The 16,586-nt window shown below is 62.4% G+C and carries 16 protein-coding genes and 2 pseudogenes; 1 reads left to right on the top strand and 17 read right to left on the bottom strand.

Annotation, left to right across the window (positions count from 1 at the left end):
* Nucleotides 1-6: 6 nt before the first annotated feature.
* The 16 genes from X750_RS145275 to X750_RS1000000167055 all read right to left on the bottom strand — a co-directional run bounded on the left by X750_RS145275 (nucleotide 7) and on the right by X750_RS1000000167055 (nucleotide 15,061).
* Complete coding sequence (locus tag X750_RS145275; RefSeq protein WP_023706572.1) at nucleotides 7-1,056, bottom strand: branched-chain amino acid ABC transporter permease; 1,050 nt, start codon at nucleotides 1,054-1,056, stop codon at nucleotides 7-9.
* A gap of 3 nt (nucleotides 1,057-1,059) precedes the next feature.
* Complete coding sequence (locus X750_RS145280) at nucleotides 1,060-1,956, bottom strand: branched-chain amino acid ABC transporter permease (protein ID WP_023706571.1); 897 nt, start codon at nucleotides 1,954-1,956, stop codon at nucleotides 1,060-1,062.
* Complete coding sequence (locus tag X750_RS145285) at nucleotides 1,956-2,858, bottom strand: ABC transporter ATP-binding protein (RefSeq protein ID WP_023706570.1); 903 nt, start codon at nucleotides 2,856-2,858, stop codon at nucleotides 1,956-1,958. Before X750_RS145285 ends, X750_RS145280 begins: the two co-directional genes overlap by 1 nt.
* A gap of 51 nt (nucleotides 2,859-2,909) precedes the next feature.
* Entirely contained in the window at nucleotides 2,910-4,010 is a 1,101-nt protein-coding gene (gene sfnG / locus X750_RS145290) for a dimethylsulfone monooxygenase SfnG (RefSeq protein ID WP_023709130.1), read from the bottom strand.
* A gap of 24 nt (nucleotides 4,011-4,034) precedes the next feature.
* Nucleotides 4,035-4,604 carry an FMN reductase gene (gene msuE, locus X750_RS0133215; RefSeq protein ID WP_031193016.1) on the bottom strand — a complete coding sequence of 190 codons (570 nt, stop codon included), beginning with the start codon at nucleotides 4,602-4,604 and terminating at the stop codon, nucleotides 4,035-4,037.
* Nucleotides 4,605-4,909: 305 nt separating this feature from the next.
* Nucleotides 4,910-5,152: a hypothetical protein gene (locus X750_RS145295; protein WP_023706569.1), complete on the bottom strand. Its 243-nt coding sequence runs from the start codon at nucleotides 5,150-5,152 to the stop codon at nucleotides 4,910-4,912.
* A 248-nt stretch (nucleotides 5,153-5,400) separates the two neighbouring features.
* Nucleotides 5,401-6,639, bottom strand: coding sequence for a Zn-dependent hydrolase (locus X750_RS145300; RefSeq protein ID WP_023707684.1), 1,239 nt, complete (start codon nucleotides 6,637-6,639; stop codon nucleotides 5,401-5,403).
* Nucleotides 6,636-7,478 carry a BtpA/SgcQ family protein gene (locus tag X750_RS145305; protein WP_023707683.1) on the bottom strand — a complete coding sequence of 281 codons (843 nt, stop codon included), beginning with the start codon at nucleotides 7,476-7,478 and terminating at the stop codon, nucleotides 6,636-6,638. The genes X750_RS145300 and X750_RS145305 overlap by 4 nt, the downstream gene beginning before the upstream one ends.
* On the bottom strand, nucleotides 7,475-8,386 hold the full coding sequence (locus tag X750_RS145310) for a ribokinase (protein WP_023707682.1): 912 nt from the start codon (nucleotides 8,384-8,386) through the stop codon (nucleotides 7,475-7,477). Before X750_RS145310 ends, X750_RS145305 begins: the two co-directional genes overlap by 4 nt.
* Nucleotides 8,387-8,388: 2 nt before the next feature.
* Nucleotides 8,389-9,159, bottom strand: a complete 771-nt coding sequence (locus X750_RS145315; protein ID WP_023705820.1) for a glutamine amidotransferase — start codon at nucleotides 9,157-9,159, stop codon at nucleotides 8,389-8,391.
* Between the two features lie 31 nt (nucleotides 9,160-9,190).
* Nucleotides 9,191-10,279 carry a phosphotriesterase gene (locus X750_RS145320; protein ID WP_023707681.1) on the bottom strand — a complete coding sequence of 363 codons (1,089 nt, stop codon included), beginning with the start codon at nucleotides 10,277-10,279 and terminating at the stop codon, nucleotides 9,191-9,193.
* Between the two features lies 1 nt (nucleotide 10,280).
* A complete protein-coding gene (locus X750_RS145325) occupies nucleotides 10,281-11,291 on the bottom strand; it encodes an ABC transporter permease (protein WP_023705822.1) in 1,011 nt (336 codons plus the stop codon).
* Nucleotides 11,288-12,085 carry an ATP-binding cassette domain-containing protein gene (locus X750_RS145330; RefSeq protein ID WP_023686756.1) on the bottom strand — a complete coding sequence of 266 codons (798 nt, stop codon included), beginning with the start codon at nucleotides 12,083-12,085 and terminating at the stop codon, nucleotides 11,288-11,290. Before X750_RS145330 ends, X750_RS145325 begins: the two co-directional genes overlap by 4 nt.
* A 98-nt stretch (nucleotides 12,086-12,183) precedes the next feature.
* Nucleotides 12,184-13,125: a substrate-binding domain-containing protein gene (locus X750_RS145335; protein ID WP_023701800.1), complete on the bottom strand. Its 942-nt coding sequence runs from the start codon at nucleotides 13,123-13,125 to the stop codon at nucleotides 12,184-12,186.
* 141 nt (nucleotides 13,126-13,266) lie between these two features.
* Complete coding sequence (locus tag X750_RS145340; RefSeq protein WP_023672469.1) at nucleotides 13,267-13,884, bottom strand: cupin domain-containing protein; 618 nt, start codon at nucleotides 13,882-13,884, stop codon at nucleotides 13,267-13,269.
* Nucleotides 13,885-14,824: 940 nt separating this feature from the next.
* A complete protein-coding gene (locus tag X750_RS1000000167055; RefSeq protein WP_031195849.1) occupies nucleotides 14,825-15,061 on the bottom strand; it encodes a hypothetical protein in 237 nt (78 codons plus the stop codon).
* Between the two features lie 137 nt (nucleotides 15,062-15,198).
* On the opposite strand from X750_RS1000000167055, the pseudogene X750_RS1000000167050 reads away from it, so the two are divergent.
* Nucleotides 15,199-15,639 (top strand): annotated as a pseudogene (locus tag X750_RS1000000167050) (tyrosine-type recombinase/integrase); the annotation flags it as partial.
* Nucleotides 15,640-16,350: 711 nt separating this feature from the next.
* Here the strand turns inward: X750_RS1000000167050 and X750_RS145355 are convergent.
* Nucleotides 16,351-16,586, bottom strand: a pseudogene (locus X750_RS145355) (integrase); the annotation flags it as partial.

Here is a 16,586-nt window from a genome sequence, read left to right as displayed (position 1 = left end):
CGGCGCTCAGCTGGACCTTGAGCCGATCCGTCGTTTCAGGCGGTCGAAGAGGGCCGACAGCCCGTTCGGTTCCGCGATGAGGAAAATGATGATGAGCGCGCCAAGCACGATGCGCTGGCTCATGTCGAGCACACCAGAATCGAACAGGCCGCCGAACACGAAGGCGCCGAGCCGAGACAGAACGAGCGGGAAGACGACGATGAATGCGGCGCCCAGAAACGCACCGCGTATCGAAGCCAGCCCGCCGATGATGATGATGAACAGGATCTGAAACGAGCGGTCTAGATTGAAGCCGGCCGGCTCGACCGTGCGCAGATAGGTGAAGGCCCACAGCACGCCGGCGACGCCGATGATGAAGGATGAAATGGCGAAGGCCAGCAGCTTGGTCCGCAGCACCGGCACGCCAATGACGCGCGCGGCGGTTTCATTGTCGCGCACGGCAATGAAGTTGCGGCCGGTCGCGCTGTTGACCAGCCGCCAAACCAGCGCCGTCAGCATGATGACGGTGGTGACGGAAAGCAAATAGCGTCCGGTGGCGCCGTCGAGCGAAAACCCGGCTACGGCAAGGTGCGGTGCAGAAATCACCCCGGACGGATTGTCGTTGGAGAACCAGCCGAACTTGGTCAGCGCCCACTGCACGAAAAACTGGGCGGCAAGCGTCGAGACAGCGAGATAGAAGCCGCGCAGGCGCAGGCTCGGCAATCCGAAGATGACGCCGATGCCGGCGGCCGAAATTCCGGCCAGGATCATGGTCGCCGCCAGCGGCAGTCCTTCGACCCGCAGGTTGAAATTGTAGGCAGCGAACTCGCCTACCGCCATGAAGGCGGAAGAGCCAAGCGAAAGCTGGCCGCAATAGCCGGTCAAGAGGTTGAGGCCGACTGCCGCCAGGCTGAGCGCAAGGAACGGCAGCAGGATCGCCTCGACCAGATAGCTCGACGCAAAGGCCGGGACCAGGCCGTAGACGACGACGATCGCCACGGCCGGCAAAGCTAATTTCCGGGCGAAGCTCAGCCAGTCGATTGGAGCCCTTGCGGCATCGAGCGCTTGCACGGCCATCGGTCAGACCCTTTCGACGGTTTTCTGGCCAAACAGGCCGGAGGGGCGCACCAGTAGGACAACCAGCGCCAGCGCATAGGCGAACCAGCCTTCGATGCCGCCGCCGACGAAGGGTCCGAGATAGACCTCGGCGAGCTTTTCGCTGGCGCCGATGATGAGGCCGCCGACGATGGCGCCAAGGATGGAATCGAAGCCGCCAAGCACCAGCACCGGCAGCGCCTTCAACACGATCAGCGATAGCGAGAACTGGACGCCGAGGCGTGCGCCCCACAGCAGTCCCGCGACCAGCGCCACGAAGCCTGCAGCCGTCCACACCGTTCCCCAGATCCGCGGCAGCCGCAGTCCGACGGCAAGGGCCGCGAACTGGTCGTCGGCGACGGCGCGAAACGCCAGCCCGATCCGGGTCCAATAGAAGAAGGCGCTCAAGCCCGCCACCATCGCTGCGGCGATGCCAGCTGCCAGAAGGTCGAACGACGAGATCAGGATGCCGCCGACCTCGAAGGGCGTGTCGTCGATGCCGAGATCAAGCCCGTGCACCTGCGTGCCCCAGATCAGTTGGGCAGCGCCCTCAATGATGTAGGACAGGCCAAGCGTGGCCATGAACAGTGTCATCGGCGAGCGGTTCACCAGCGGCCTGAGCACGGTTCGCTCGATGGTGAAACCCAGCGCGACCATGACTGCGAAGGTGATGAGCAGCGCAAGCGCAAACGGGATGCCGCGTTCGACCAGGCTGACAAAGGTGAGTGCCGCAAACAGCACCATCGACCCTTGCGCGAAGTTCAGCACACCCGACGTCTTGTAGATCAGCACGAAGCCGATGGCGACGAGCGAATACATGACTCCCGACAACAGGCCGCCGACCAGCACTTCGACAACGAAGAGAAAATCATAGTAGCTCATCAGATGCCCTCGCCATCCTCGCCCTCGGCGGTGCCGAGATAGGCCCGGATCACGTCCGGATCGGCGCGCACTTCGGCCGGCGTGCCGTCGGCGATCTTGCGGCCGTAATCGAGCACGGCGACGCGGTCGGATAGGCCCATGACGACCCCGATGTCGTGCTCGATCAGGATGATGGTGACGCCATGCCGGTCGCGCGCGGCGCGCACGAACCCGGCCATCTCGGCTTTCTCGGTCGCCGTCATGCCCGCCATCGGTTCGTCGAGCAGCAGGATCTTCGGCTCGGCAACCAGCGCTCGCGCCAGTTCGACCCGCTTCTGCAAGCCGTAGGGCAGCGTCGCGACCAGCTGATCGGCGACCGTTTCCAGATGCAGGAAGGCGATTGTCTGGTCGACCTTTTCGGCAATCGCAGCGTCTTCGCGCCTGGCGCGTGGCAGGCCGGCAATATGTTCGACAAAACTGGCGCGCCTGGTGTGGACGCGGCCCGACGCGATGTTGTCGCGCACCGAAAGCCCGGGAAAGAGCGCCAGGTTCTGGAAGGTGCGCGCGACGCCCAGACGTGCCAGACGGTTCGCGGGCACACGGGAGAATGACTGGCCGGCGATCGCGATCTTGCCGTGGTCGGCGTGATAGAGGCCGCTGATGATGTTGATCAGCGAGGATTTGCCTGCGCCGTTGGGGCCGATCACGGCGCGGATTTCGCCGCTCTTGACCTCGAGATCGACATCGCTCAGCGCCGTGACGCCGCCGAACGAAATGCCAATCCCGCTCAGGGTCAGGATCGCATCGACCTTTGCCGACAGGCGCGCCGGGCGCGTGTCCGTGAGTGGACCAGCGCCAGCAAGAATGCCGGGGATTTCGGGCGCACGCTCGTATGCGGCGGCTCCCAGCGAAGCACCAATCATGACACGTTCCTGATTTTGGAGGAGTGCGCGGCCCGCAGGCCGCGCCCTGGCCTATTCGGCGGCGACAAGCTCCCTGTCACGCGCCGCTTCCAGTTCGCGCACCAGCGGGATGATGCGCTTGCCGAAGAACTCGACCTCTTCCTGGAAATGCAGGAAGCCGAGCAGGATCAGATCGGCGCCGGCATCCTTCAGCTTGAGGATGCGTTCGGCGATCTGTTCCGGCGTGCCAATCAGATTGCTGCGGAAGCCGTCATTGTATTGCACCAGATCCTCAAGGGACGACTTCGCCCAGTTGCCCTCGCCTTCCGGCGAGGCCTTGCCGGCATTCTTGACCTGGTCGGCAAAGCCCTGCACCGCTTCGGGATTGGCCTTGGCGACGATCTCGTCCAGCACGGCGCGTGCTTCCGCCTCGGTTTCGCGAGCAATGGCAAAGGCGTTGACGCCGATCTTCACCTTGTGGCCATTCGCCTTCGCCTTGGCCTGGATATCGTCGACCTGCTTCCTGATCTCTTCGGGCGTGTTGCCGTTGGTGAAATACCAGTCGGACACCCGCGAAGCCATGTCACGCGCGGCGCGCGACGAGCCGCCCTGGAAGATCTCGGGCTGCGGATCGATCGGCTTCGGCTTCATCGAGTAGTTGGTGAAGCGATAGAAGTCGCCCTTCAGCGTAAAATTGTCCTCGGTCCAGATGCCGCGCAACGCGCGGATGAACTCCTCCGAGCGGCGGTAGCGCTCGTCATGGTCGAGCCACATCTCGCCGATGGCGGCGAACTCGCCACGGAACCAGCCGCTGACGACATTGACGGCCACGCGGCCATTGGTCAGGTGGTTGATGGTGGCGATCTGCTTGGCCGCCAGCGCCGGGTTCCATGGACCGGGCAAGACGGCGGCAATCACTTTCAGCGTTGTGGTGGCGGCCAGCAGTGCGTGGCTGAACGACACGGATTCGTGCTGGTTGTCGGCGCCGTAGCCGGCGGTGAAGCGTATCTGGCTCAGTGCGTAGTCGAAGCCGTTGGCCTCTGCGATCTGGGCGAGCTTGCGGTTGTAGTCGATGTCCCAACCGGTCCGCTGCTCGATGTTGGAGATGACCAGGCCGCCGGAGACGTTCGGAACCCAGTAGGCGAATTTCAGGCCGTCGGAATGAGACGTCATGTCGTTGTTCCCTTTTTGGTTGGCTCAGCCGACGCGCGCTGCGGCGGCGGCATTTGCATGGTTGGAATTGAGCAGTGAAACCGCTTCGGATGCGGCCCGTGAAATGCGTTCGCGTATCGCCTCGCCGACGATTTCGGCGCCGATGAAATCGTCGGGCGCCCCATAGACGCCGGTCGGTACGGTGACGGCGCCGAAAAAGCCGAATAATGGCCGCAGCTGATGTTCGAGAACCAGGCCATGGTAAGGACCTCCGCCTGTCGCCGCGAGAAGCACGGTCTTGCCGGCGAGCGCGCGATAGTCGACGAGGTCGAACAGGTGCTTGAGGGCGCCGGTGTAGGAAGCCCGATAGACAGGCGTTCCGACCACGAGCAGATCGGCCTTCTCGACACGCTGGATGATCGCTTCGCCGGACGCGCCGAGGGCGCCACGGGACAGTCCGACGAAAAGCGAAGGCGCCGCCTCGGTGATTTCGATCAGGCCCGTGTCTGCCGGGACGCGCAGCGCGACGTCCTTGACCAGCGCGTTCACCACCGCGGTTGTGCGCGATGGCGTGCTTACGCCGCCGGATATTCCGAGAACCGATAGCCTTGCCAACTCGTCAATCTCCCAGACCCTGCATGCGCATCGGTCATTTCCAAACCGGGGCAGACGATATTCGACAAAATCTATAGAGATAAGGAACGACGTTTCGATTTTTCGCCTTTGGCGAGAAAAATCCGGTTCTGCTAATGTGCGGTAGCAACGTCCATCTGGCGATGGCCGGGAAGGATCAAAACGGCTCGCAGTCATCTATCGACATTTTTGAAAGCGCCGATGCCTTTGGGCAATAAGGTTCGTTGCCATGATGCCTGGCGTCGCCGTCGCGCAATACTACGAAGCGGCTTCCCTTGCCGGCGACGTCACCAGTTTCTGGGTGCCCAATCGGGATTGTCTCTTTCCATGGTGCGCGACATTGGCTTTAGGATTAACCGCAGCGACAGTTGGGACACACGCATCCCTGTGGACGCCTCGAGTGCGACAACGTCCAGCAGCGCTGGACGGCTGGACGGCGCCAGTTGCTCGCGATCGACACGGGCAAGCTCTATGGCGGGCGTGGGGATTTCCTGCCGGTGGCCGAGGCGATAGCCCAGCAGATCGTCCATCTCGGTAAGTCGACGAGATCGTCACCGCCTAGCACCCACGGCGTCAATGACGGCCCAGGGATCTGGTGGGCTTTTCTGCTGGGTCAGGTGTTGAATGTGGGCCGATCGTACGTCCGCGATCAATCCGCCGCAGCTCGGCGGCCTTGATCACCCGTTGCAGCCCGCCGACGTCACGAAATGACGGACGGGCACCAGGAAGTCCCACGGGTTGCCTCTTCACGCCAGCACGCCTGTGCCACCGTCGCTGCCTAAGAGGCGGCGACGGTGGCCGCTTGAAGCAGAACCCGCGCGCCGGTAACCGCGTGGGCAGGCTCCACATATTCCGCCTCGTTGTGGCTCAGCCCGTCACGGCACGGCACAAAGATCATCACGGCAGGCGCCACCCGGGCGAGGAACAGCGCGTCATGGAATGCACCCGAGATCATCTGTTTGTGCGGCAGCTGTAGGGAATTGGCGGCCTCCTCGACGGTTTTGACCATATCGGGAGAGAATGCCGCCCCCGGCATGTCGAACGACCGCCTGATCGTTACCGTGCAATGCTGAGCTTCTGCCTCCGCCGCGCATACCTGGCGCAGTTCTGCTTCGATGGCATCGAGCCGCTCTACCCGCGGATGCCTGATATCGACGGCGAAGACCACAGACTGCGGTATGGCGTTGATCGATCCCGGCTGGGCGGTGACCCGGCCCACCGTCAGCCTTGCGCTGCTGTCGAACGGCATGATGGTCGTCTGGAGCCTGTGAATCGCGGCAACGGCCGCGACCATCGGATCCCTACGGTAGGCAAGGCCGGTTGTACCGGCGTGACCGGCGGCGCCCTCAATGCAGACCTCCAGCCAGCGCGTACCTTGCACGGCTGTGACGATACCGATCGGCAACCGCTCCTTTTCCAGCGACGGTCCCTGTTCGATATGCAGCTCGATGTAGCCGGATATCGGCATGCCGAGGGGGCGAAGGGTTGCCTCTGGCAAGGCGGAGATCGTTGCCCCGAGCTCCTCTGCGAGGGACGCACCGTCGCTGCCGACTATGGACCGCCATGCGGAAATGTCGGCTCCGGTGAAGGCCATGGAGCCCATGACACCCGGCGTAAACCGGCTGCCCTCTTCATTGGCCCAGGCGACGACCTCGATCGGCATCCGAGTCTCGGCCCTCGCGTCCTCCAGCGCTTCGAGCGCCTCGAAGGCGGAAAGCGTGCCGAGCGCTCCATCGAAGCGCCCGCCGGTCGGCTGGCTGTCGAGGTGGCTGCCGATCAGCAGCGGCGGCAGGGTGGCATCCGTGCCATCGCGGCGGACGAAAAGGTTTGCCATGGCGTCCTGGAAAACCGCGAAGCCGCGCGCGAGCGCCAATTCCGCCAACAGGCGCCGGGCGCCGCGATCCTCAATGCTGAACGCCTGTCGGTTTACGCCACCGGCTGGCGTCGCGCCGATCCGGGCGAAGGCATCGAGCCGGCCCAGCAGCCGCTCGCCGTCGATCTCCGGCACTAAAGTCACCGCTTGAGGCCGCGGATGAAGGCCTTCACCCGTTGCGGATCGACCTGATTCCACCACACTCCATCATGTTTCAGCGAGCTGGCGACAATGACGCCGTCGACGATGTCCAAGATATCGTTGGCGTTGTCGGGTGTCACCCCGCTGCCGACAAGCGTCGGCAGTCCGGCGGCGTCCTTGATCATCCTGATGTAGCTGAGGTCGGCGGCGTGGCCAGTGCGCTGGCCGGTGGCGATCACCGCGTCGGCATCGAAGAACACGAGGTCCTTGACCTGCTCCTCGATCGGCCGGTCGCCGACGATCGCGTGGGCGCCATGCTTGACATGCGCGTCGGCGAAGATGCGGATACCGTTGGCCCGAAGCCTTGCGCGGAAACGCATGGCGCGCGCCGCTTCGCCTTCGATAAAGCCCTCGTTGGCGACATAGGCGTTGGCCCATTGATTGACGCGCACGAAGGAAGCACCGGAGGCACTGGCGATCGAAAGCGCGGGAATGGAGGCATTGGCAAGCACATTGATGCCGATCGGCCGGCCGAGTTCTCTGCGGATCCGGTCTGAGACGACAGACATGTAGGCGGAGGTTTCCGGCCCGATATCATCCGGCTTGGAAAACGGCACGTCACCATGGTTTTCGGCGATCACGCCGTCACACCCTCCCTGCAAATAGGCTTTGGCGTCGTCGAGGCCGCGTTGATAGATGGCCTCGATCGCCTCGCCATGGTAGCGCGGCGCCCCCGGCAGGGGGGCGAGATGAACCACGCCGATCACCACCTTGCTTCTGCCGAAGATCGACTGCAGCGCATCATTCGTCACCTGGCCGACGGGTTTGGGGGATTGTGTCATGCGGTTTCCGCTTCTGTCGTTTCCATGAGCAGTTTCATCTCCCGCCTGCCGGGGCAGGACTCAAGCGTGCCGGCGCGCCCGACAGAGATGGCTGCGGCGCGGACCGCAATCCGCGCTGCCGCGAGGAGTTCCATGCCGGCCGCAAGGCAACCAGCGAGGCAACCGCAAAAGACGTCGCCCGCGCCGCTGGTGTCTAGCACGGCCACCCTGGGCGCCGCGATCCGGTCGATCCGTCCTTCGCCATCGGCGACAAGGCAGCCGAGTGCGCCAAGCGTCACGATGGCAGCGCCGGCGCCCTGACGGATCAAGTCGCGGGCCGCCATGGCAGGGTCGCCAGCCCCGGTCAGTTGCGCCGCTTCGCCCGCGTTGGCGATGACGACGCTGACGTCGCTCAAGCCCGGTGTGTGGTCGGCCGCAAGCGGGCTCGGATTGAAGATCGTCATCGCTCCCGCGCCGCGCGCCACCTTCAGGCAAGTGGCCGTGATATCCGGAGCCAGATTGCCCTGAAATACCACGATATCGCCGCGTTCGATCGCTCGGGTAAAACCGCTGTCGGCCATAGGATTGTACGCGGCGGCGCAACTGGCTCCGGTGACGATGAGGTTTTCGCCGCGCGCATCGACCATGATCGTCGACCGATCGCTGGGCAGTGGCAGTACCGCCAGATGGCTGGCATCGAGATCGCGGCTCAACTGCTCTGTGATCCAGGCTCCGGCGGGATCGTTGCCGATCGCGGCACGGAAGCGAACATCGGCTCCGGTGCGCGCCGCGGCCACCGCCTGGTTCGCACCCTTGCCGCCAAGTCCGTCAGCATGTTCCGATGCGTTCAGCGTCTCGCCTGCCGCCGGAAACCGGTCCAACTGAAAGGTTGTATCGACGCAAACATTACCGACGACATGGACGCGCATGGCTAATCCCTGGCCGTTGCCCAGCCTAGCATCTGTTCGAACAACGTCTTGTAGCCATTCCAGGCGATGAAGCCCGGCGGCAGCCAATGCGGCCCTACATCCGAGGTCCAGGCGACAGTGCGGCCCCGGCCATATTTGCCGGCCACCAGCAGTGGCAGCGAACGGTAGTCGGAGGACACGGTGGCGAGAACTTCCGAACCGTCCTTGACCGTGACCTCGTTGAAGCCAAGCAGGATCGGCCAATCCTTGCCGAGGCCCTTGAGGATCGGATGGGTCTGCGGGCCGACGACGACCGGCGCATAGCCTTCTGGAACCTCGACACGGTCGTCCACCGGCAGGCACATGACCGGCAGAACGTCCTCAACCGGCGTCTTGTGATAGCGCGCGCCGCCATTGATGCCCTGAAAGCTGTAATAGCCGCCGAACATCAACAGGCCGCCGCCATTGCCGACATAGTCGCGCAACAGGCGCAGCCGGTTCGGCGTTGGTTTGGAGTGGATCCAGGTATCGGGGTGAAGCAGCAGCGTGTTGGCCCCAAGATCGGAGAGCACGACCGCGTCATAGGCCGAAAGCGCTTCCATGGTCTGCGGGAAGTTCCGCTGTGCCTCATGCGCCGGCATGAAGGTGACGTCGAACAGGCTGTCCTTCAGCGCGGCCAGCAACTCATCGGCACCGGTGTGATATGTCACGGTGGGAAACTGATCGAAGCCTTTGATGTGGGTCGCGGTCGAGACCCAGGACTCGCCTGCGAGAAGAACCTTCTTCCTGGACATGTAGTCTCCCTATCTTGTTTGGAGCCGCGGCTCAGAGGCCCTCGGCGAACACAGTCTTTGGATTGTCGATGAGCATCGTGTCGATTGCCGACTGCTCGACACCATGGCGTTTCAGTCTCGGCACGAAATGCTTGAGGATGAAGCCGTAGCCGAAACCGCCGAAGCGGGTCAGCATGATCTTGAGAAAGACGTCCTGCGACAGCAGAATCCTGTCGAGCAGTCCCATATCGATCAGCGAGCGGATCGCCCGCGCATTCTGCTCGTCGGACGGCGACTGCGCATCCTGGTCGGCATAGTAGAAATCCATGCCGATCATGTCGTATTCCAGGAAGGCGCCACGCGCGGCGAGGCTTTGCTGGTAGGCAAGATCGTTGTGGCTGGGGTTCATGTGGCAAAGCACCGTATGCCGGAGATCGGCGCCTTCTGCCTCGACCACGTCAAGCACATCATGCGCCAGCCGCTCCCAGCCGGGCAGATGAATCGTCAGCGGCACGCCGGTCATCTTGGCCGCACGGGCGGAGGCCCGCAGCGACTTGCGCTCCTCGTCGGTAAAATCCTTGCTGACGCCAACCTCACCGATAATGCCGGCAATGATTTCGGGCTGCGCCGACCCGCCGCCGACATCATTGACGAGGAATTCGGTGACGTCGTCAACGTCCATCGCTTTCAGCCAGACGGGATGGGTGTGCTGCAGGTAGAAGCCCGTCCCCATGACGATCCGCAATCCAGAGGCGCGGGCGATGCGCGCCAGCTTCACCGGATCGCGGCCAATGCCAATGTTGGTCGCATCCACCACGGTATGGCCGCCGAGCGCCCGGTATTTCGCCAACTCCGAAAGGGCTAGGTCGCTGTCCTCGAGCGAGACGTTGTCGCGGTTCATGTAGGGGTTCATCCGCAACTCGCCGATGATCTCCATGCTGACCGGCTGCTCGGCGATCTTCGTCTCGTCGGGATGGCAAGGGCATTTCCACGACGTCGCGCCATCGAGCAGTATGTGTTCATGCATCAGCGTCACGCCCATATCGGCAATCGCAACCGGGCCGGTAACGGTCATCACCGTGCCGGAGCGAACACCGATCGGTGCCCGTTCCCTTGGCTTGTCGTCGAACAGATGATCCATGTCAGCGGCTCCGCGTTGCGCCCTTGAACAGGCGGAAATTCAGCCAGATGGCAACGAGGATGATTGTGCCGGTAACGATCGGCGTCAGGAAGGGCGACATATGCGCAAGGATCAAGCCGTTGCCGATGACCGCGACGGTCAACGCGCCGAGCACAGTGCCGATGATCGTACCGCGCCCGCCGAACAGACTGGTGCCGCCAAGCACCACGGCGGCGATGACATCGAGCTCGAACCCCTGGCCGGCATTCGACGAGCCGGAACCGAGCCGGGCGGCGAGGATGATGCCGGCCACCGCCGCCGCCATGCCCGACAGGATGTAGACGAAGAGCGTCATGAAGCGCGTATCGACACCGGCTCGGCGCACGGCCTCTGTATTGGCGCCGATGCCGGTGACATAGCGGCCGAACGGCGTCTGGTTGAAGGCGAGATAGGCAATGATCAGCACGACAAGGGCGAGCAGCGCCGGTACCGGCACGCCGAGAAACCAGGCCCTGCCGATGTTGACGAAGAAGCTGGTCGGTTCGACCGGGATCGAATAGCCGCCGGTGATCAGCAACGCCACGCCGCGGATGACGGAGAGCCCGGCAAGGGTGACGATGAAGGGCGGTATCCGCTCGTAGGCGATGAAGAAGCCGTGCAAGGCGCCGATCGCAGCACCAAGCGCCAGCATGGCAATGACGACCAGCGGCCATGGCAGGTCGGCCTGCAGGAAAACCGCCGACAGCGTTGCCGTCAGCGCCAGCACGGAGCCGACCGAGAGGTCGATGCCGCCGGTGGTGATGACGAAGGTCATCGTGGCCGCAACGATCAGCAGCGGCGCCGACTGGCGCGCGATGTTGAGCAGATTGGGCGTCGTCAGGAAGGAACCGGTGATCAGCGAGAAGACCACGCAGACGACGATGAAGAACAGCGCAATCGAGACGACGCTGCCATTGGCTAACGCCACATCCTTCCACGTGCTGTTGTGAGCGCGTTTGGGCGAGGCGCCAACACCGGCGGAGGTAACGTTCATGGTTGGACCCCCTCATCGCGGCTTGCGCGGGCCGAGCGCGCGGTGAATTTGCGGCCGACGATCAGGTTGACGACCTCCTCGATGCTGGTCTCGCCGATCTTGCGCTCGGCGACATTGCGGCCTTCGTACATGACCTGGATACGATCGCAGACCAGGAACAGGTCCTGCAGGCGATGGGTGATGAGGATGACGCTGACACCACGGGCGCTGACGGCGCGGATGAGTTCCAGAACCGCCTCGACTTCCGCCACAGCAAGGGCGGCCGTCGGCTCGTCCATGATCAGCACCGAGGGGTCGAAAGAAGCGGCGCGGCCGATGGCGATCGACTGGCGCTGGCCGCCGGAGAGGTTTTCGACCTTGAGCTTGGTATCGGCAATGACGATGCCGAGCCGGTCGAGCATCTGGCGCGTCTCGCCATGCATGCGCTTGTTGTCGAGAAAGGGGACGCCGAGAACGCGGCGACGCGGTTCGCGGCCGAGGAAGAGATTGCCCGCCACATCCACCGTGTCGCAGAGCGAAAGGTCCTGGTAGACCATCTCCACCCGTGCGGCGCGGGCATCGGCCGGCGACGAGAAAGACACCGCCTTGCCATCGATCTCGATGGTGCCGGCATCAGGAATTACCGCACCGGACAGGACCTTGCTCAAGGTGGATTTGCCGGCGCCATTGTCGCCGACCAGGCCGAGCACTTCGCCAGGCTTCAGGTTCAGCGAGACATCGTCCAGCGTCTGGATAGGGCCGTACCGTTTGGAAATACCGGTCATCCTGACGCGGTAGGTCTCGCCATCGCTCATCATGGTTCCAATTCTCTGGGCGCGACATGTTCAATCGGTCGCCGGGCTGCGCAGGCAACCCTCGGGTCAATGCGCAGCCCAGCGGTCCGGGGAGGATACTACTTGAACATGTCCTTGAACTGGCCGACATTTTCCTTGGTCACGATGGTGATCGGAACGTTGATGATCGGGTCGATCTTCTCGCCCTTCTTGAGCTTGACGAAAGCTTCGATGGCAGCCTTGCCTTCACCGGCCGGATCCTGCTGGACGACAGCGACCACCCAGCCCTCTTCGAGACCCTGCACCGCCGACTTGGTCAGGTCCCAGCCGAACACCTTGACGTCGCCCGTACGGGCCTGGCTGGAGACGGCGGAAACCGCGCCGAGCAGAGCCGGCTCGCCGGTCGCGTAAAGCGTCGTCATGTCAGGATTGGCGGTCATCAGGTTTTCGGAGGCGGACAGGGCGACGTCCTGGACGTTCTGGCCGTCGACCGTGTCGAGGAAGGTGACCTTCTGGCCGCTGTCGGTGACAGCCTTCTTGAAGCCGTCGAGGCGCTGGTTCTGGATAAACGAATTGAGCGCGCCAACGACGCCGATCTTGGCGGTGCCGCTCAGCTTAGTCTTCACGTATTCGGCGTAGAACTTGCCGATATCCTCGCCTGCCTTGGTGTTGTCAACGCCGACGAAGGCGACGTTGTCGCCATTTGGGATCTGCGCGTCAATCGCGATGACCGGAATGCCGGCGGCTTTGGCCGCGGTGATGGCCGGCTTCACACCGTTGACATCGATGGCGACGAGAATGATGCCGTCGACCTTCTGGGTGATGTAGTTCTCGATGGCGTCGTTCTGCGCGCTTGGTACATTGTTGGCGTTGAAGATGACGAGGTCGACGCCGGCAGCCTTTGCGGCAGCCGTTGCGCCGTCATTGATCTGGTTGAAGAACAGGGCCTGCTGGTTGATGGTCACCAGCGCATAGGTCTCGGCCATGGCGGAAGCAGAGCCGAGGGCGAGGGTCATGGCGATGGCTGCGGCGCAGCCTGAAAGGATCTTGGTAAGACGCATTCCGGTTCCCCTTGGTTTTCTCGAAAAGGCCCTTGATCGGGCTCACCTGGCGCCTGAGCGCAGAGCATATTTCAAGATGCTTGATTTCTTGTCAAGTGACTTGAATTGGCATCAACGAAGACAAATGAGGGGCTCGCCCTATCAGAATGTTGCCGGCGTGTTCACCCAGAAAATGCTGGCGCGTTCGTCGCCGACATTGCGGTACCAGTGCGGCAGTTCGGAATTGAAGACGAAGGAATCGCCGGCCGACAGGCGAAACGTCTTTTCGCCGACCATCAATTCGATCGCACCTTCCAGGAGGTAGCCGACTTCCTCGCCAGCGTGCTGGATAGGGCCGGCGCTCTCACCTCCCGCCTCGATGTGATGGATGTTGCACTGCAGGAGATGGCCGGGCGAATACGGAATGACGCGCTCGAGCGAAATGCCTTCGCCGCGCCGAAGCGGATCGAGCGCGATCAACGGCCGCGATCCAGCCCGAAAGACGATGCCTTCCTCACCATCGGATTCCTCGAACATCCAGCCAATGTTGGTGCCAAGCACCTCGACAAGCCGGTGCAGCATGGGAAGCGAGGGCGAGACCTTGCCGTTCTCGACCTTGGAAAGCAGGCTTTCAGAGCAGTTCGCGGCGGCAGCTAGCGCCTTCAAGGTCAGCCCACGCGTCTGCCGGGAGAGTTTCAACCGTATGCCGAGCCGCAGAAGGCTGGTGGCGGTCGAGCGCTCGTCGCCGCCCTTGCTGTTTTGGGTGTCCATCTTGTTCATTTGGGGACGCGAACATCTCCGCTGGTTGGGCTGACTCGTAAAACTGATCCCAGGCGTTGTCCATCCTGTGAAAAACGGACGATGCATCCAATCGACTCGGCTGGGCTTTTCAAAACCATCATCCCCGACCAAACGCTACGACGCCTTCGGCGCATTTGCGAGTAACTGCCCGATGCATGCCGCAGAGGTACCGTCATCGACCACTGATACCACAGCAAGATGCCTAACTCCTCGGGAGGGCCGCGTTAGCTGAGCGTGAGCAACTCGCCTCGCGCAACTCCCACAAGCGTGTGGCTGGCGCGCGGCCACCCGGGGAGCCTGTTTGGGATTCACCTGAACTACATTCCCGGCAGCTTCCGCCCAGGGACCGGTCCGGGATCGCCGCCGATTCTGCCGAGGAGCAGGCGTTCCTGGATAACGGCGTCGCTTTCTCGACCGAGGAAGGCGTCTATGCGTCGCTGCAGGCGACCAAGCCGCAGACGCTCGCCTTCGCGCTCAGCGACAGCCCGCCGGGCTGGCGGCATAAGACCGCCGCTTGCCAGCTGACCGATCGGCGTCATACGCGATCGCGTATACATCAATTTTATACGCAACCCCGTATGTTACGACTAATACGCGATCGCGTATATTGCAGACGTGGAGACCCATCATGACAGACCAGATCGCTCGCAACGAAAAACAACTCGGGGCCATCCTGCGCCGCGCCCGCAAGAACGCCGGGGCTCACGCAAGGCTCGCTCAGCAACCAGATCCACCTGCGCCCTGGCGCTATCGGACGAAGGAGCGTTTGGTCAGCCTGCCTACTCCCAATCAGCCGGGATTTAAGGACGCAGACCAGGCAGCGGTCGAAGGCCGAAAAGTCCCCAAGGCAACCGTCGTCCAAATGCCTGGTGCCGCCCTGCCAGGCACATTTGGAGCGGCCTTTCAACGGTTGAAGATCTCAGTCAAGTGGTTGGCGCTTGACGAAGCCAGCAAGCGCAAGAACACGCGGCTGATTGAAGAATTTCTGGAACTGCGGGTGGTCCCAGATCACCCACTGATTTGGCGCGACGTACCGGTTAAGAACCTTAGACGTATCCATATTGAAGAGCTTCTTGGCCGCTTCATCGCCACACCCCATAAGGCCAAGCACCTGCTGGTGGGCATACGCAAGCTGGTCTATATAGCACTGCGACAAGATTGGATCAAATCGATCCCACAGCAGCGGTCGAGTGGCGCCCGGCCTATGTCGGTTGGAAAGCCTGGTCGCGCGAAGCGATGGCGCAATTTGAAAACCGTTGGCACTTGGGCACCGCAGCACGCACTTGCTATGGTTTGGCGCTTTGGCTCGGCAGCCGCCGCGGCGACGTCGCGGGCCTGCGCTGGGACCAGAGGGTCACCAGCCGTGTCTTCATCGATGGCGTCGAGCGTCACTTTGACGGGTTTGATATCGTCCAGGCCAAGAACAAGGGACGAACAGGCGGCAAACGGCTTTTCGTGCCGATCACGCCGATGCTGTCCGAGATCCTGGATGCGGCTGACAGGCGCGGCGAGACCGTCTTGGTCAACGCCTATGGGGAGCCCTTCTCCGCCAAGTCCTTGACTGGAATGATGGCGCATTGGTGCAAGCTTGCCGGTCTTCCGAAGGGCCTTACCCTGCATGGTTTGAGGAAATCGCTCGGTGTTTATCTGGCGGAGGCCGAGGCCTCCACCAGGCAGATGATGGACGTCCTCGGTCACGACGATATCGATCATGCGGAGCTCTATTCGCGCGAGCATAGCAGGTACAGCTGGCGGTCCAGGGGATCGAGTCGTGCGGCTGGTCACGCGCAAGCCGATGCTTGGCGAACCTGTTGGCGAACCTCGTGGCGAATCACCCTATAACACATTGATAAATAACGATAATGGTGGTGGTGGCAGTCTGGAGCGAACCCGTCTCTGTCTGATCGTCCCTGTTTCGCCCGGAAAAACAGCGAATTTTCGGCGATTTTGGGCGCCTGAGCCATTTTCGACCTAAAATCCCGGCGCAGTTTCAACGCCTTGGCATAAATTCCCTATTCAGCCTAACAGAGAAATGGACGCGGCCTATCAGGGAACGCAGCGGCTTTAGAGGCCAGGAATGCGCGTCGTCCCCTGTTCGCCTTTGAGCAGCTTACGATTGGGTTCGTCACTCCGCCATGGAAAAAAGCCGAGTGCAGCACACCTTCACCGCCAAGAATTGTACGACCTCGTTTGGTCGACGCCCATCATCACGCTCGGTGAGCGGTTCGATATTTCGGATCCAGGACGAGCGAAGAGTGAAACGTCCCCACACCCGGTCGCTGGACTAGTGGCAGCGCTGAGATCTGCAAATCCAGACCAACACGGCGAGGTCTCAGTTCCGGGTGTAAGCGATTTTGAGCGGACTGAAAATCCGCGTGTCGGTGGTTCGAATCCGCCTCTGGGCACCATCTCTTTATGGTCCATTCCGGACACATAGGTTACGGTTTATATCGGAGACATGGGTAACACTTTTGGCCCGAAGGGGTTTTGGAGTGGTTCGAGCCTGCATGTCTCATCATCGAAGTAGCCCAAATCATAATCCATGAAGGAAGCCAGCCAGATATGGTCCTCGACCTGTTTGATGCCGACGGTCTGGCCGGCAAAGACGAGGCTGAGGTTGATCTTCTTGCGATTGTAGCAGATGCGGCCGCAGGTGGTGACGGTGACGGCCTTGTCGTGAA

This window comes from Mesorhizobium sp. LNJC391B00, assembly GCF_000502535.1.
Taxonomy (GTDB): domain Bacteria; phylum Pseudomonadota; class Alphaproteobacteria; order Rhizobiales; family Rhizobiaceae; genus Mesorhizobium.
Note: the sequence above shows the minus strand (reverse complement) of the source record. Positions and strands in the feature narration are given on the sequence as shown.

Coding starts and splice junctions, on each gene's coding strand:
- X750_RS145275 (WP_023706572.1), bottom strand. CDS start 1,056: ATGGCCGTGCAAGCGCTCGATGCCGCAAGGGCTCCAATCGACTGGCTG.
- X750_RS145280 (WP_023706571.1), bottom strand. CDS start 1,956: ATGAGCTACTATGATTTTCTCTTCGTTGTCGAAGTGCTGGTCGGCGGC.
- X750_RS145285 (WP_023706570.1), bottom strand. CDS start 2,858: ATGATTGGTGCTTCGCTGGGAGCCGCCGCATACGAGCGTGCGCCCGAA.
- sfnG (WP_023709130.1), bottom strand. CDS start 4,010: ATGACGTCTCATTCCGACGGCCTGAAATTCGCCTACTGGGTTCCGAAC.
- X750_RS145295 (WP_023706569.1), bottom strand. CDS start 5,152: ATGGACGATCTGCTGGGCTATCGCCTCGGCCACCGGCAGGAAATCCCC.
- X750_RS145305 (WP_023707683.1), bottom strand. CDS start 7,478: ATGACACAATCCCCCAAACCCGTCGGCCAGGTGACGAATGATGCGCTG.
- X750_RS145310 (WP_023707682.1), bottom strand. CDS start 8,386: ATGCGCGTCCATGTCGTCGGTAATGTTTGCGTCGATACAACCTTTCAG.
- X750_RS145315 (WP_023705820.1), bottom strand. CDS start 9,159: ATGTCCAGGAAGAAGGTTCTTCTCGCAGGCGAGTCCTGGGTCTCGACC.
- X750_RS145320 (WP_023707681.1), bottom strand. CDS start 10,279: ATGGATCATCTGTTCGACGACAAGCCAAGGGAACGGGCACCGATCGGT.
- X750_RS145325 (WP_023705822.1), bottom strand. CDS start 11,291: ATGAACGTTACCTCCGCCGGTGTTGGCGCCTCGCCCAAACGCGCTCAC.
- X750_RS145330 (WP_023686756.1), bottom strand. CDS start 12,085: ATGAGCGATGGCGAGACCTACCGCGTCAGGATGACCGGTATTTCCAAA.
- X750_RS145335 (WP_023701800.1), bottom strand. CDS start 13,125: ATGCGTCTTACCAAGATCCTTTCAGGCTGCGCCGCAGCCATCGCCATG.
- X750_RS145340 (WP_023672469.1), bottom strand. CDS start 13,884: ATGAACAAGATGGACACCCAAAACAGCAAGGGCGGCGACGAGCGCTCG.